Source organism: Methylobacterium frigidaeris, assembly GCF_022179185.1.
GTDB classification, from domain to species: domain Bacteria; phylum Pseudomonadota; class Alphaproteobacteria; order Rhizobiales; family Beijerinckiaceae; genus Methylobacterium; species Methylobacterium frigidaeris.
Window position 1 is genome coordinate 163245 of record NZ_BPQJ01000005.1, and the last position, 12780, is coordinate 176024.

16 protein-coding genes are annotated in these 12780 nt (G+C 71.0%); 5 read left to right on the forward strand and 11 right to left on the reverse strand.

Going from position 1 to position 12780, the window contains the following annotated elements; all coding sequences use genetic code 11:
* Window positions 1–15: 15 nt before the first annotated feature.
* The 3 genes from bla to MFF64_RS07390 all read right to left on the reverse strand — a co-directional run bounded on the left by bla (window position 16) and on the right by MFF64_RS07390 (window position 1490).
* Window positions 16–909 (reverse strand): class A beta-lactamase, encoded by an 894-nt coding sequence (gene bla / locus MFF64_RS07380; protein WP_099904176.1) that lies wholly within the window; start codon window positions 907–909, stop codon window positions 16–18.
* Window positions 910–1078: 169 nt separating this feature from the next.
* Complete coding sequence (locus MFF64_RS07385; protein ID WP_099904174.1) at window positions 1079–1300, reverse strand: hypothetical protein; 222 nt, start codon at window positions 1298–1300, stop codon at window positions 1079–1081.
* 4 nt (window positions 1301–1304) lie between these two features.
* Complete coding sequence (locus MFF64_RS07390; RefSeq protein ID WP_099904172.1) at window positions 1305–1490, reverse strand: hypothetical protein; 186 nt, start codon at window positions 1488–1490, stop codon at window positions 1305–1307.
* A 204-nt stretch (window positions 1491–1694) separates the two neighbouring features.
* Here MFF64_RS07390 and MFF64_RS07395 point away from each other — a divergent pair, with 204 nt between their 5' ends.
* The gene (locus MFF64_RS07395) at window positions 1695–2204 is read left to right on the forward strand and encodes a ferritin-like domain-containing protein (RefSeq protein WP_099904170.1); all 510 of its coding nucleotides are present in this window, start codon (window positions 1695–1697) and stop codon (window positions 2202–2204) included.
* Between the two features lie 3 nt (window positions 2205–2207).
* Here the strand turns inward: MFF64_RS07395 and MFF64_RS07400 are convergent, their stop codons facing one another.
* From MFF64_RS07400 to MFF64_RS07415, 4 genes are all read right to left on the reverse strand, one after another.
* Entirely contained in the window at window positions 2208–2921 is a 714-nt protein-coding gene (locus MFF64_RS07400) for a maleate cis-trans isomerase family protein (RefSeq protein WP_238190258.1), read from the reverse strand.
* Window positions 2921–3691, reverse strand: coding sequence for an ABC transporter ATP-binding protein (locus tag MFF64_RS07405; protein WP_238190260.1), 771 nt, complete (start codon window positions 3689–3691; stop codon window positions 2921–2923). Before MFF64_RS07405 ends, MFF64_RS07400 begins: the two co-directional genes overlap by 1 nt.
* 61 nt (window positions 3692–3752) lie before the next feature.
* The gene (locus tag MFF64_RS07410) at window positions 3753–4616 is read right to left on the reverse strand and encodes an ABC transporter permease (protein ID WP_099904357.1); all 864 of its coding nucleotides are present in this window, start codon (window positions 4614–4616) and stop codon (window positions 3753–3755) included.
* Entirely contained in the window at window positions 4600–5595 is a 996-nt protein-coding gene (locus tag MFF64_RS07415) for an ABC transporter substrate-binding protein (RefSeq protein ID WP_099904355.1), read from the reverse strand. Before MFF64_RS07415 ends, MFF64_RS07410 begins: the two co-directional genes overlap by 17 nt.
* A 265-nt stretch (window positions 5596–5860) precedes the next feature.
* Between MFF64_RS07415 and MFF64_RS07420 the strand changes: the two genes are divergently transcribed.
* Window positions 5861–6580: a GntR family transcriptional regulator gene (locus tag MFF64_RS07420; RefSeq protein ID WP_099904353.1), complete on the forward strand. Its 720-nt coding sequence runs from the start codon at window positions 5861–5863 to the stop codon at window positions 6578–6580.
* A gap of 17 nt (window positions 6581–6597) precedes the next feature.
* Window positions 6598–7341: an aspartate/glutamate racemase family protein gene (locus tag MFF64_RS07425; protein WP_099904351.1), complete on the forward strand. Its 744-nt coding sequence runs from the start codon at window positions 6598–6600 to the stop codon at window positions 7339–7341.
* Window positions 7342–7445: 104 nt separating this feature from the next.
* Here MFF64_RS07425 and MFF64_RS07430 read toward each other — a convergent pair whose 3' ends face one another.
* From MFF64_RS07430 to MFF64_RS07445, 4 genes are all read right to left on the reverse strand, one after another.
* Window positions 7446–8144, reverse strand: coding sequence for a carbonic anhydrase (locus MFF64_RS07430; protein WP_238190262.1), 699 nt, complete (start codon window positions 8142–8144; stop codon window positions 7446–7448).
* Window positions 8145–8181: 37 nt separating this feature from the next.
* Complete coding sequence (locus MFF64_RS07435) at window positions 8182–8709, reverse strand: NUDIX hydrolase (RefSeq protein WP_099903926.1); 528 nt, start codon at window positions 8707–8709, stop codon at window positions 8182–8184.
* On the reverse strand, window positions 8706–9437 hold the full coding sequence (locus MFF64_RS07440; protein ID WP_099903924.1) for a DUF429 domain-containing protein: 732 nt from the start codon (window positions 9435–9437) through the stop codon (window positions 8706–8708). The genes MFF64_RS07435 and MFF64_RS07440 overlap by 4 nt, the downstream gene beginning before the upstream one ends.
* A 285-nt stretch (window positions 9438–9722) precedes the next feature.
* A complete protein-coding gene (locus MFF64_RS07445; RefSeq protein ID WP_099903923.1) occupies window positions 9723–10988 on the reverse strand; it encodes a D-amino acid dehydrogenase in 1266 nt (421 codons plus the stop codon).
* Between the two features lie 169 nt (window positions 10989–11157).
* Between MFF64_RS07445 and MFF64_RS07450 the strand changes: the two genes are divergently transcribed.
* Complete coding sequence (locus MFF64_RS07450; protein WP_238190264.1) at window positions 11158–11625, forward strand: Lrp/AsnC family transcriptional regulator; 468 nt, start codon at window positions 11158–11160, stop codon at window positions 11623–11625.
* A gap of 593 nt (window positions 11626–12218) precedes the next feature.
* Entirely contained in the window at window positions 12219–12770 is a 552-nt protein-coding gene (locus MFF64_RS07455; RefSeq protein ID WP_133123429.1) for a hypothetical protein, read from the forward strand.
* The last annotated feature ends 10 nt before the right edge of the window (window positions 12771–12780 follow it).

The following is a 12780-nucleotide window of genomic DNA, read 5'->3' on the forward strand; positions in this document are numbered from 1 at the left end:
ATCGGAGCTTGGGGATCAGGTGCCCGGCAAGATCCGGGCAATCAGCCGGCCGATCTCGGCGTGCAGGGCGTCGCGCGCGGCGGGCTCGGCCGGTGATCCGGTGAGATACACCGCCGAGAGGATCGGCGCACCGTCCGGCCGGTGGATCAGCGCCACGACGTTGGCGGTGCCGTTGTCGCCGGTTCCGGTCTTGTCGGCGGTGCGCCATCCCGCCGGCAGGCCGGCGCGCACGCGCTTCAGGCCGGTCGGGCTGTCGTGCATCCAGCCGACGAGCCGGGCGCGCGACTCTGCCGACAGGGCCCGGCCGAGCAGGACGTTGTCCAGGAGGCCGACCATCGCCGCCGGGCTCGTTGTGTCGCGCACGTCGCCGGGGATGGCGGTGTTGAGCGTCGGCTCGGTGCGGTCGAGGCGGGTGACGGTGTCGCCGTGGGCGCGCGCGAAGGCCGTGATCCCCTCGGGCCCGCCGATCGTGTCGAGCATCAGGTTGGCGGCGGTGTTGTCGCTCCACACCACGGCGGCGGCGCAGAGTTCGGCGAGCGTCATGCCGGTCTCGACGTGCTTCGACGTGACCGGAGCGTAGCTCAGGAGGGCGTCATGGCCGTAAGCGATCCGTCGGCTGAGGTCGTCCTCGCCCGTGTCGGCCCGGGCCAGCACCGCGGCGGCGGCGATCGCCTTGAAGGTGCTGCAGAGTGGGAAGCGCTCGTCGGCCCGATGGCCGAAACGCCGACCGGTGGCGGTGTCGCGCACCTCGACACCGAGCATGCCGCCGTCGCGCCGCTCCAACTGCGCGAGCCGAGCCGCAGCGTCCTCCGCAGCTTCCACGCTCCGGGCGGCAGAGGCGACGATCGCCGCACCGATCAGGGCGGCGCGACGGGTGAGGCCGAGCTGAAGAAGGGCGGGGTGAGACATGAGCGGGCTCCCTGCACGCGGTTCGTCAGGGATGCTCTCTTGCTGTCCGACCTTGGCAATATCGCGCTGAGGCCGTGACGGGATCGGGGCGCCCGCCCCGCCGTTTCACGGGAAACATCCTTAATGGACGGATGTCACCCGCCGACGGCGAGGCATGGCGCCGCCGACGTCAATGCGACCGCGGCGAGTGCCCCTTGCGATCCGGATCGTGGGTGTGATGCCGGTCGCGCTCGCCGCCGCCGCCCGAGACGTGGGAGCGGCTGTCGTTGGTGGCCGCGCCCGGGTTCGGGCCGGCATGGGCGGTGGGGTCGGGCCGGTCGGGCCGCTGGTGGCTGCTGCCGGGGCCGCCATGATGGCGGTTGGCGGCGTCGGTCTTGTCCGAGGTGCTCATGAGGTCACCGATCCTGCTGATAGCCCTGGTTGGTGGTATTCACCTTCGAGTTGCCGGCCTGGCCGATCTTGTCCGGATCCTTGGTCTGGTTGGCACCCTTCGGCCCGGTCTCGGTCGGAGCGCGCTCGGCGCTGCCGGGCCCCTTGTCGGAGCGGTTGGCCGGCGGCACGGGAGGCGGTGACGCGGTCATGGCAGTCTCCCTGAGGGTTGGGCGAGGTGTCGCCTCGCGGTGGAGCGCGGACAACGCCGGCCCTCTCCAGGCGTTCCTGCCCGGTGCGGGACCCTCGGATACTTTGTCACAGTATTAGTATCTGGGGCGAACCGGAGGTGGCGGAGGACGTTGGCCCGGGCAGCAGACACCTGCCCCCAAACACGCCAGGAAGGAGCCCCCGAGATGGCCGAGGACGTCCGTTCGCTGTACGTGACCGCGCTGAAGAACACCCACGCGCTCGAATTGCAGGCGCTCCAGATCATGGAGCGGCAGGTCGAGCGCCTGCAACGCTACCCCGACATGGAGGCCGCCCTGCGCCGGCACATCACCGAGACTCACGGCCAGCGCGACCGGCTCGACGAGGCCCTGGCGGCGATGTCCGAGAGCCCCTCGACCCTCAAGGAGGGCGTGCTCGGCTTCATGGGCAACATGGCGGCGCTCGCCCACACCCCAGCCCAGGACGAGATCCTGAAGAACGCCTTCGCCAACCGCGCCTTCGAGAATTACGAGGCGGCGGCCTACGACGCCCTGATCACGCTCGCCGAGGCGGCCGGCCAGAGCGCCCGGCTGCCGGCCTTCGAGATGTCGCTGAAGGAAGAGCTGGCGATGGCCCAGACAATGGCCGACCTCGTGCGGCCGACGACGCGCCGCTACCTCGAACTGACCATCAGTGGCGACAAGGCGGATCGCTGACGCTCAGAGCCGGAACAGTCCGCCCCGGCCGGTGATCCGGCCGGGATCGGCGCCCGCGGCGCGCAAGGACGCCCACAGGGTGACGGCGATCGAATCGTAGACCGGGATGCCGAGCTCGGCCTCCAGAGATTCGACCATCGCCGCCCCCGCCATGTTGGTGCAGACGATCGCCACCGCCTCTGCGCCTTCCGCGGCGACCGCCCGGGCCATGGCGGCGACCTCCGCCTCCGGTACCTCCGCGAAGGAGAAGTTGTCGGACAGCCCGCAATGCCGCTCGGCCGTGCAGTCGAACCCGGCTTCGCCCCAGTTCGCCTGGATCTTCGCCTGCACGTCGCCCGTATAGGGCGTGACGAGGCCGACCCGGCGGAGACGGGCACGGGTGAACGCCTCGCGGAAGCCCAGGACGGCGGTCGCGGCCGGGATGCCGGTGACCTCCGTGATCCGGGCGCACAGGGCCTCGTCGCGGGCGAAACCCAGCCAGGCCGCCGATGTGCCGTTCCAGGCGATCGCATCCACCTTGGCATCCGCGAGGAGCGCGGCCGCACCGAGGATCGGCGCTTCGTCGAACTGCCCGAGCCCCGCTGCCGAGAGGGTGATCTCGGTGACGCGAAAGCGCGAGAAGTGGGCGGTGACGTCGCTGGCGTCGCGCAGCAGCTCGGCCGTCGCCGGCTCGAGCCGGGTGTTCGACGACGGGGTCAGCATCCCGAGACGTGTCATCACGCGGCCACCCTGCGGCTCGATTCCTCGCGGATCAGCCCGAGGACGCGGCGCTTCATGTCGTTGAACTCCGGGCCCGTCACGTCCCGCGGCCGGGGCAGGTCGAAGGGGATGAACTCGCGGATGCGGCCCGGGCGCCGGCTCATCACGGCGATGCGGTTGCCGAGCACCAGGGCCTCGTCGACCGAGTGGGTGACGAACACCACCGTGGCACCGACCCGCTGCCAGATCGTGACCAGCTCCTCCTGCATCTCGATCTTCGTCTGGGCGTCGAGGGCCGCGAAGGGCTCGTCCATCAGGATCACGGCCGGGTTCATCAGCAGCGCCCGGGCGATGCCGACCCGCTGGCTCATGCCGCCCGACAGCTCCGCCGGGTAGTGCCGCTCGAACCCGGTGAGGCCGACGAGGTCGATATAGGTCTTGGCCCTCTCATGGCGCTCGGCCTTGGCGATGCCCTTCAGCTTGAGGTGGAAGGCGACGTTGTCGATGACGGTGAGCCACGGCATCAGCGTCGGCTGCTGGAACACCACGCCACGATCGGCTCCCGGCCGCTCGACGCGCCGGCCCGCCACCCGGACCTCGCCGGCGCTCGGGGTTTCGAAGCCCGCGATCATGTTGAGGAGCGTGGACTTGCCGCAGCCGGAGGGGCCGAGCAGGCAGACGAACTCGCCCGCCTCGATCGTGGCCCGGGTGCGGTCCACCGCCACGAGGTCGCGCCCGTCGCGATCGCGAAAGACTTTCTGGACGTCGGCGAGGTCGATCGCGCTCATGGGAATCTCCGTCGACAAGGGGATTCGGGGCAAGGGGATTCGGGGGAGGGAGAGGGGCGGATCACCGCCCCTGCACCGTCGTGCCCTTCTGCCAGTGCAGCACCGAGGCCATCAGCGCCTTGAGGCCGAGGTCGGACAGGTAGCCGAGCAGGCCGATCGAGATCATCGCGGCGAGAACGATGTCGTAGCGCAGGAAGTAGTAGGAATCCCACAAGACGTAGCCGAGGCCGCTCTTCACCGCGACCATCTCGGCGGTCACCGTCAGCATCCAGGCCGAGCCGATGGCGATGCGAAGACCCGAAAAGATCGACGGCAGGGCGGCCGGCAGCACGATGTCGGTGAGGAGCTGGCGCTCGGACGCGCCCATCATCGCGCCGGCCCGGATCAGGTTGCGGTCGACCCCGCGCACGCCGTGGATGGTGTTCATCAGGACGGGGAAGAACGCCCCGAGGAAGACCAGGAAGATTGCCGGCTTGTCGGCGATGCCGAACCAGATGATGGCGAGCGGGATCCAAGAGACCGGCGGGATCGGCCGCAGCATCTGCAGGGTCGGCTCGACGGTGCGCTCGACGAGCCGCCACCAGCCGATGGCGACCCCGATCACGATGGCCGACGCGGCCGCGATGGCGTAACCGGCGGCGACCCGGGTCAGGCTCGCCAGCGCGTCAGGCACCCAGCGGCCGGAATAGGTCTGGGTGCTCTCGTCGAGGCCGAGCAGCCAGTCCCCCAGGGCGTGCAGCACGGCGGTAGGCGCCGGCAGCAGGGCCGCCGGCAGGGCGCCGGAGCGCGCGAAGGCCTCCCAGCCGGCGATAAGGAGGAGCGGCAGGGCCGCCCGCTCAGCGAAGGCGACGAGGCGCCGGGGCAGCCGGCGGGCGGGAGCCGGCGTCGCTTCCGGCAGCGGCGCGGTCTCAGTAGCCGAGGCCATCGCGGGTCTTCTTCGTGGCGGCCTCCAGGAACGAGAAGTCCATGTGCTTCTCCACGTCGGCCGAGACGTCGCGGCTGATGTACTTGAGGTCCCGCATCATCGCGGCGATGGCCAGGGTCTTGGCCCGGTGCATGCGGTAGTCCGGCTCCGCGTTCCTGATCGCCTCGGCGGCAACCTCCTTCGACAGGCCGGTCTTCTGGTTGATCACGTCGACCCAGACGCCCTTGTCGGCCTTGAGCTTCTCGACCAGCGCCACGTCGGCATCGACCACCGCCTGCACCGCGGCGCGGTTCTTGGCGATCACGTCGGAGCGGGTGACGATCAGGTTGGTGAGGTTGCCGGCGGCCTGGTCGTAGGGCAGCACGAAGCGCTCCGCGGCACCGGCCATGCGGATCTGCGAGGCGAAGGGCTCGACCGAGCAGACCATGTCGATCTCGCCCCGCTGCATCGCCGCCAGGTGGTCGGACGGGTTCGGGATGTTGACGAACTGCACGTCCTTGTTGGGGTTGATGCCCTGCTTGAGGAAGGCGCCGCGCATGTGGATGTCCTGCGCATTGCCGCGGGAGGCCGCGACCTTGAGCGGCGTGCCCGCCGCCTTCGCCTTCTCGACCGCGGCCTTGAAGCCGGCCCAGTCATCCGCCTTCAGGTTCAGGGCCTTGGCGGAGAGACATTCCGAGCCGCCATTCACCTCGCCGGCCACCGCCACGATGTCGAAGCCTTTGTCGAGGGCGGTGACGTAGTGAAGGTACGTGACCTGCGCCACGTCGAGGCTCTTGGCGATCAAGGCCGTCAGCACGTCGTTGCCGGAATTGAAGCCGGTGGCATCGATCGTCGCGCCCTTGGCGAGACCGGGCAGCAGGGCGACCGGCAGGCAATGGGCGCACTTGGCGTAGCCGACCTTGACCGGCGCCTCCTGGCCCGAGGCGGGCGAGAGGGACCACAGGGCGGCGGCCAGCAGGGGGCCGAGATGGCGACGCATGGTCGGTGACCTCGCTCGTGAGGGGCGCGCCGTCCGGGAGCGCGATCGGGCTTGACCGGACATCTCGAAAGCTCTGGCGGGGCCGTCGGCCACCGCCGCGAGATCAGGGTGGGACGGGCTCGGGGCCGGCGCAACGTATTTTTCGTGCTCTGCATGCAATTCATGCCAAATGCCGAGGCAGTCAGCAGAAATGCCTGGAATTGATGCGCCCGCTGCCGGATGGAGCGGCTATGGTCGAGACCCGACGATGATGGAGAGGACACGCATGGATCCGGTCCGGCGCCCCCGTGGGCGCCCGCGCAAACCGGTGCTGCTGGACACGGCCGGCCTCGGGCCGCGGCGCGGCCTGCACGACCAGGCGGCGGAGCGCCTGCGTGCGCTGATCGTCGAGGGAACGCTGCCGGCGGGCGCCGCGCTCGTCGAGACCGAGCTGTCGGCGGCGCTCGGCATCTCGCGCACGCCGCTGCGCGAGGCGCTGAAGCTCCTGGCCGTCGAGGGGCTGGTGGAGCTGCGCCCCAACCGCTCGCCCCGGGTGGCGGAGCTGCAGCCGGAGGCCGTGACCGAGCTGTTCGAGGCGATCGCGGCCATCGAGCGGGCGGCGGCGGAGCTGGCGGCCTCACGCATCACCCCGGCGGAGCTGGAGCGGCTGCGGCGGCTTCAGACCGAGATGGAGGCGCATCACGCGGCCGGCGACCTCGCTCCCTACTTCGCCCTCAACCAGCAGATCCACGCCCTGATCGTGGCGTCCGCCCGCAACGCGTGCTTGCGGGAGGCGCACGAGGCCCTGCACGCCCGGGCCGAGATCGCCCGCCGCCGCGCCCTCGACAGCCGGGCGCGCTGGGACGAATCCGTCGCCGAGCACCGGGCCATCCTGGCCGCGCTCGAGGCCCGCGACGCCGCGCGGGCCGGCCGCCTCCTCGCCGACCATGTCGGCCATACCGGCACGGCGCTGCTGGCCGGCCTCACCCGGCCCGACGCCGCCTGATTCAGAAGAGACCGCCGATGCGCCTGCTGCTCCTCAACCCCAATACCAGCCGCGACGTCACCGAGCTGATGCGCGTCACCGGTGCCGGCGTGGCCGCTCCCGGCACCGAGATCCTCACCGCCACGGCGCCCCGCGGCGTGCCCTACATCGCGACGCGGGCCGAGGCGCAGATCGGCGGCGCGATCGCCCTCGAGATGCTGGCCGAGGCACCGCCGGTCGATGCCGCGATCATCGCGGCCTTCGGCGATCCGGGCCTCTTCGGCGCCCGCGAATTGTTCGATTATCCGGTGGTCGGCCTCGCGGAGGCCGCGATGCTCTCCGCCTGCCTGCTGGGCCGGCGCTTCGGCCTCGTCACCTTCGCCCGCGCCCTGGTGCCCTGGTACGAGGAATGCGTTGCCGCTCACGGTCTCCAGCAGCGCTGCGCCGGTGTGCGGGCGCTTGAGGGCCGGTTCGCCGCCCTCTCCGGCGTCCAGGAGGAAAAGGAGGCGCAGCTGATCGACCTCGCCCAGGCGGCCATCGAAGAGGACGGCGCCGACGTGCTGATCTTCGCCGGCGCTCCCCTGTCGGGCCTCGGCGCCAGGGTGCGCGATCGTCTGCCGGTGCCGGTGGTCGATCAGGTGGTGGCGGCGGTCAAGCTCGCCGAGGCGCTGGTGGCGCAGCAGCCCCGCAAGGCGACCGCCGGCACGTTCCGCCGGCCGGATCCGAAGCCGAGCATCGGGCTGGCGCCGGCCTTGGCGGCGCGGATCGGGCATGAGGATTGAATGTTGCCGTGAACTACCCTGAGACCAGGAAGTCGCGGGATCCCCTCTTCCACATGGGAGAGGGGACGCGCTTTCGGTCGTGAATGTCGCTGCGGACCTTTCGTTCAACCCCCGCTGCCCGCCTCGTCCTGGCAGCGGATCAGCTTCGTCGCGCCCGCCGCCCGGTCGGGCTCGGCGAGGCGGAACTCGCCGGTCTCGGGGTCGCGGATCCGCAACTGCCCGGTGGCGATGCCGAAATGCGCGCCGTGGAGCTGCAGCTTGCCGCGCTCGACCAGAATGCGCACGCACGGGAACGTCATCAGGTTCTTGAGGCTGTTGGTGACGGTCGCGTATTCGAGCTGCTCGAGATAGTCGGGCCCGCGCGGCTCGTCGCCGAGCGCTTCCGCCGCCGGGCGGATCAGCGAGACCCAGCGACCGATGAAGTCGCCCGGCGAGAGCGGCGCGGCATCGTCCGCGAAGGCGCGCACGCCGCCGCAGCGGGCATGGCCCAGCACCACGATGTGCTTCACCTTGAGCGCCTGCACGGCGAATTCGAGCGCCGCCGAGGTGCCGTGATACTCGCCGCCGGTCTCGAAGGGCGGGACCAGGTTGGCGACGTTGCGCACCACGAACAATTCGCCCGGCCGCGCGTCGAAGATCACCTCCGGCGAGACCCGGCTGTCGCAGCAGCTGATGATCAGGATCTCGGGGCTCTGCCCCTCGGCGAGGCTGGCGTAGCGGCCCTGCTCGCGCACGAACCGGTCGTCGAGGAAGGCGCGGTAGCCTTCCGCCAGCGCGGGGGGAAAGGGGGTTGCGTCGGCCATGGGTTCGCGCTCCTTGGAGAGAAGGTCTGGGCTACGCTTACGCCGCGCCAGGCCCCCAGGACAACGTCATCACCTCCGGGATCGCCTGGCCGGCCACGAGCCTTTTGGCCAGAGTGGCGAGGCCCTGCGGCTCCACGCGCTCACGGGTCGCGGCGAGCTCGTCGAGGGGCCACCAGCGGGTGCCGTAGACCGGGTTGTCCTCGGTCTCGGCGAGCCGGCTGGTGTCGACCCGATCGTCGGGCAGCCGGACCACGAAGTAGCGCTCGCGGGCGAAGCGCGGCTTGTTGAACAGCGTGAACGGCCCGTCGCAGCGGGCGACCTGGGGACCCAGGGCGACGTCCTTGACCCCGATCTCCTCCTCCAGCTCGCGCCGGCAGGCTTCTTCCGGCGTCTCGCCGGGCTCGATGCCGCCGCCGGGCATGAACCAGAAGGTCCGGTCGCCCGGCCGGTCCGGGTCGACGTCGCGCGAGGCCTCGTAGGCGATCAGGAGGAGGCGGCCCTTCGGGTCGAGCACCAGGGCGCGGGCGATGTCGCGGGTCGCGAGATCGGTCGGAACTTCGGTCATGCGGGTGCCTCGCTGTGGGTAAGCGTCCAGATCGCGGCCGGCAGGCCGTGGGCGTCGCGCTCCGGCGGATCGGGATAGGGCACCCCGCGCCCGTTGGCGATGGCCCGTGCCACGGCGAGCGCCGCCAGCGCGTCGAGGAGGTCGTCGGGCTTGGCGCCGCGCGGCGGGGCGAGGTCGGCCGGCAGGCCGGCTTTGGTGATGAGGTCGCGCCGCAGGGCCGCGCCGTCCGCTTTCCGCTTCGAGGCGGGGAGCGGCGTGCCGCCGTTGAGGCTCTGGAAGGCGAGCTCCGGGTGCACCTCGTAGACCCGCGTCTGAAGCTCAGGTCTGGCCCGCAAGAGACCATCCGCCTCGCGAATTCGGGGAAAGATCGCGTTGGCGGGCGGGGAGGGGGCGAAGGGCTGCGTCTCGGGCCGGCGCGACAGGGCGATCGCCGCCGTATAGTCCGGCGCGTAGACGACGCTGCGGGCCGAGGTCGGGAACACCGACGCGCGCCGCGGCCCGAGGAGCGCCCGCACCATGACCTCGGCCGTTCGTCCGCCGGGGCCGACCCGGTCGGGCAGGCCGATTGGAATGTCGACCGCCACGATGGCGGGGGCCTCGGGCGCGTCGCAGATCGCCACCAGGCTCGGCAGCACGCGGGCACGGATGGTGTCGGAGCCGCCGTCGAGTGGGGCGAAGACCGCGACCCAGCCGCCCGGGCACCCGTCCACGCCTGCGACCCACGTCATGCGCCGTTTCCCCGTTCGGGGCTGGATTTAGGGCGGGGAGGGCCGTCCTTGGAGGCGAGTTCCCGCGATGGCAGAACAGGCGCTCGCCGTCCCGCTCCACAGGCTCACCCCAGGGTTCGCCGCAGGCGGCAGCCCAAGTTTCGGAAACGCCGAGGGTCCAGGATGAGGCGGAGCGCTGCCCGCTTCACTCTGGCCGCCCTGACATTCTGGATCCCGGCCTCCGCTTTCGCAGCCCCGGGGCGACGCGGAGGGTGTCCGCTCTGTCGGTGAGAGGCGAAGCCGCCCTCACGCCGCCCTGGCGTAGCGCGACTCGGCGAGATCCTGGTGCGCGATCTCCGGCGCCCGGCCGCCGATCAGGTCGGCCAGCAGCCGGCCCGAGCCGCAGGCCATGGTCCAGCCGAGCGTGCCGTGGCCGGTATTGGTGTAGAGGTTGGAATAGGCGGTCGCGCCGACGATCGGAGTGCCGTCCGGGGTCATCGGGCGCAGGCCCGTCCAGAACTTCGCCTGGGCGACGTCGCCGCCCTCCGGGAAGAGGTCGAGGACCGAGCGCTCCAGCGTCGCCCGGCGCGGGCCGCGCAACGCCTGGCTGAAGCCGGCGAGCTCCGCCGTGCCGCCGACCCGGATGCGGTCGCCGAGCCGGGTGATCGCCACCTTGAAGGTCTCGTCCATCACGGTCGAGACCGGGGCGGCCTCCGCGTTGGTGATCGGCAGGGTCAGGGAATAGCCCTTCACCGGATAGACCGGCAGCTCGATGCCGAGGGGCTTCAGCATCGCCGGGGTGTAGCTGCCCATGGCGGCGACGTAAGCATCGGCCGTCAGCACCTCGCCGCCGGCAAGTCCGACGCCGGCGATCCGGCCGCCTTCCTGACGCAGGCCCGTGATGGTCGCGCCGTAACGGATCGTCACGCCCATGCGCTCGCAGATCGCGGCTAGCCTCTGCGTGAAGAGATGGGCGTCGCCGGTCTCGTCGCCGGGAAGGCGCAGGCCGCCGACGAAGGTGCCGGCGACCCGGGCGAGCGCCGGCTCGGCCGCGATGCAGCCCGCAGGATCCAGCACCTCGTAGGGCACGCCGTATTCGTCGAGCACGCTCGTGTCGTCGCCGACATGGTCGAGCTGCTTCTGGGTGCGGAAGAGCTGGAGCGTACCCTTCTCGCGGTGATCGTAGGTGATGCCGGTCTCGGTGCGCAGGTCGCGCAGGACGTCGCGGCTGTACTCGGCGAGCCGCACCATCCGGCCCTTGTTGCGGCGATAGGCGTCCTCGGTGCAGTTCGCCAGCATCCGGGCGAGCCAGCCGTAGAGCTTAGGCTCCAGGCTCGGCCACAGCACCAGCGGCCGGTGGCGCATCATCAGCCACTTCATCGCCTTGACGGGGATGCCGGGCGCGGCCCAGGGCGCCGAGTAGCCGGGGGAGACCTGGCCCGCATTGGCGAAGCTGGTCTCGAGACCCGCGCCGGGCTGGCGATCGAGCACCGTGACCGCGTGGCCGGCCTTGGCGAGGTAGTAAGCCGAGGTGACGCCCACCACGCCGCCGCCGAGGATCAGAACGCGCATCGCCGAAAATCCCTGTTGCGCCCTGCTTCGTCGGTGCCCAACCCGGCGCCTGGTCGACGTCCGGAGTGTTGCGCAAGGATCGCCGAATTTCCCGCCGGATCGGCGCATGATAGGCGAGAATATGCTACGCAACGCAATGATCTGCGGCAAAACGGCAGGAGATTGCGCAATGGCCGGGCGGGACGAGATCGACGCGCGCATCCTGCGCGTCCTGCGCGACGACGGGCGCATCAGCAACGCGGACCTCGCCGCCAAGGTCGGCCTGTCGCCCTCGGCCTGCCTGCGTCGCCTGCGGCTGCTCGAATCGAACGGCACCATCCGCGGCTACACCGCCCTGATCGAGGCCGACGAGCGCGAGGCGCACCTCGTCGTGCTGACCCAGATCACCCTGGAGCGTCAGACGGAGGAGTCGCTCAACCGCTTCGAGGCGGCGGTACGCCGCTGCCCGGAGGTGCGCGACTGCTACCTGATGACCGGCTTGTCCGATTACCTGATGCGGATCGAGGTCTCGGATGCGGGTGATTACGAGCGCCTGCACAAGGAGGTGCTGTCGCGCCTGCCGGGGGTGGCGCGGATCCAGTCGAGCTTCGCGATCCGGACGGTGGTGGGGGAGGGGAGAGTAACCCACAGGCGTTAAGATCGGGGCTGCACGGGGTCGGTGATGCCGGGTCTTCGTCGTCGCGGGGCCGTGACGCGGATGCGGGTCCATCGCGGTGTGGTCGTCGGGAGGGGAGCGAGGCCGAACGGCCCGGGCACACAGCCCGGCAAGAGCCACCACGGCGATTGCCGCGGCTGCTGGTTTGGCCAGGCCGGTGGCACCGGCCAAGCACAGCAACCGGCCAAGCGCAGCAACCAGCCAAGCGCAGGATGTGGCCGGGCCAAAGGCAGCCGCCTGATCCAGTCGGTATGTCGGGCCGGGTGGGTTGAGTTCCGCGATGGCCATCAGGCCGGCCCGGGCGGCTGTGTGGCGCCGCGACAGGCCGCCGGGACCGTGCGCCGGACACGGACGCAGCATCCTCCCCGCAGGTGGGTGCGCGGCGGCGGTGCAGGGTGTGGGTCTGACGGTCCAGCTATGCCCCCGGCTCCTCTCCCACACGGGAGAGGACGATGCGCTGCCCTTTCGTTCGAGCGGATCAGGCGGCGAAGCGTGTTGCTGCGGGCAAATCCCCACCCTGCAACGCGTCGAATCAGCTAGAGCGTCACCGTTTCCCGCGCACTTCGGTGACGACGATGCTGAGAGCTATCCTGCTGGCGACCTGCGTGGCCTGGACCGGGAGCGCCCTCGCGGCGGATGGTGTGGTGAACCTGCCCGGCAAGGCGACGATCGGCTCCGAGAGCCGGGACGTCGCGATGGCGTTCGGCTGCACCACGACGCGGTCGCGCAACGAGACCGGCGCCCTGACGATCGGCTTCGATGTTCCGAAGTTCGAGGCCCTGGAGAAGCGGTTCGACTTCGGTGCCTTCGAGGGCCCGGAGGGCACCCGCAAGCCGCTGACCGAGATCACCGTCGGGCAAGGCGTGCGCCTGCCGGCCAACGGTGCCATCGCGATCGACGGGACCAGCTTCTCCCTCGGTGTCGGCGCATCCTTGCGCGGCGAGACGGCGCAGCTCGGCAAGCTCAGGTCCATCCTGGGCTCCGCGAGCGCCGGACCTGGCCGCCTGCGCTGGCACCAGGAGAGCCCGCGCAAGGGCGACGACCCGATCCTGGTCACGGTGCCGATCTCGAGCGCCGACGCAGATCGCCTCAAGGCGGCGCTGGCCCCCTGCCTGAAGGGCAAGTGATCGGAGGGCA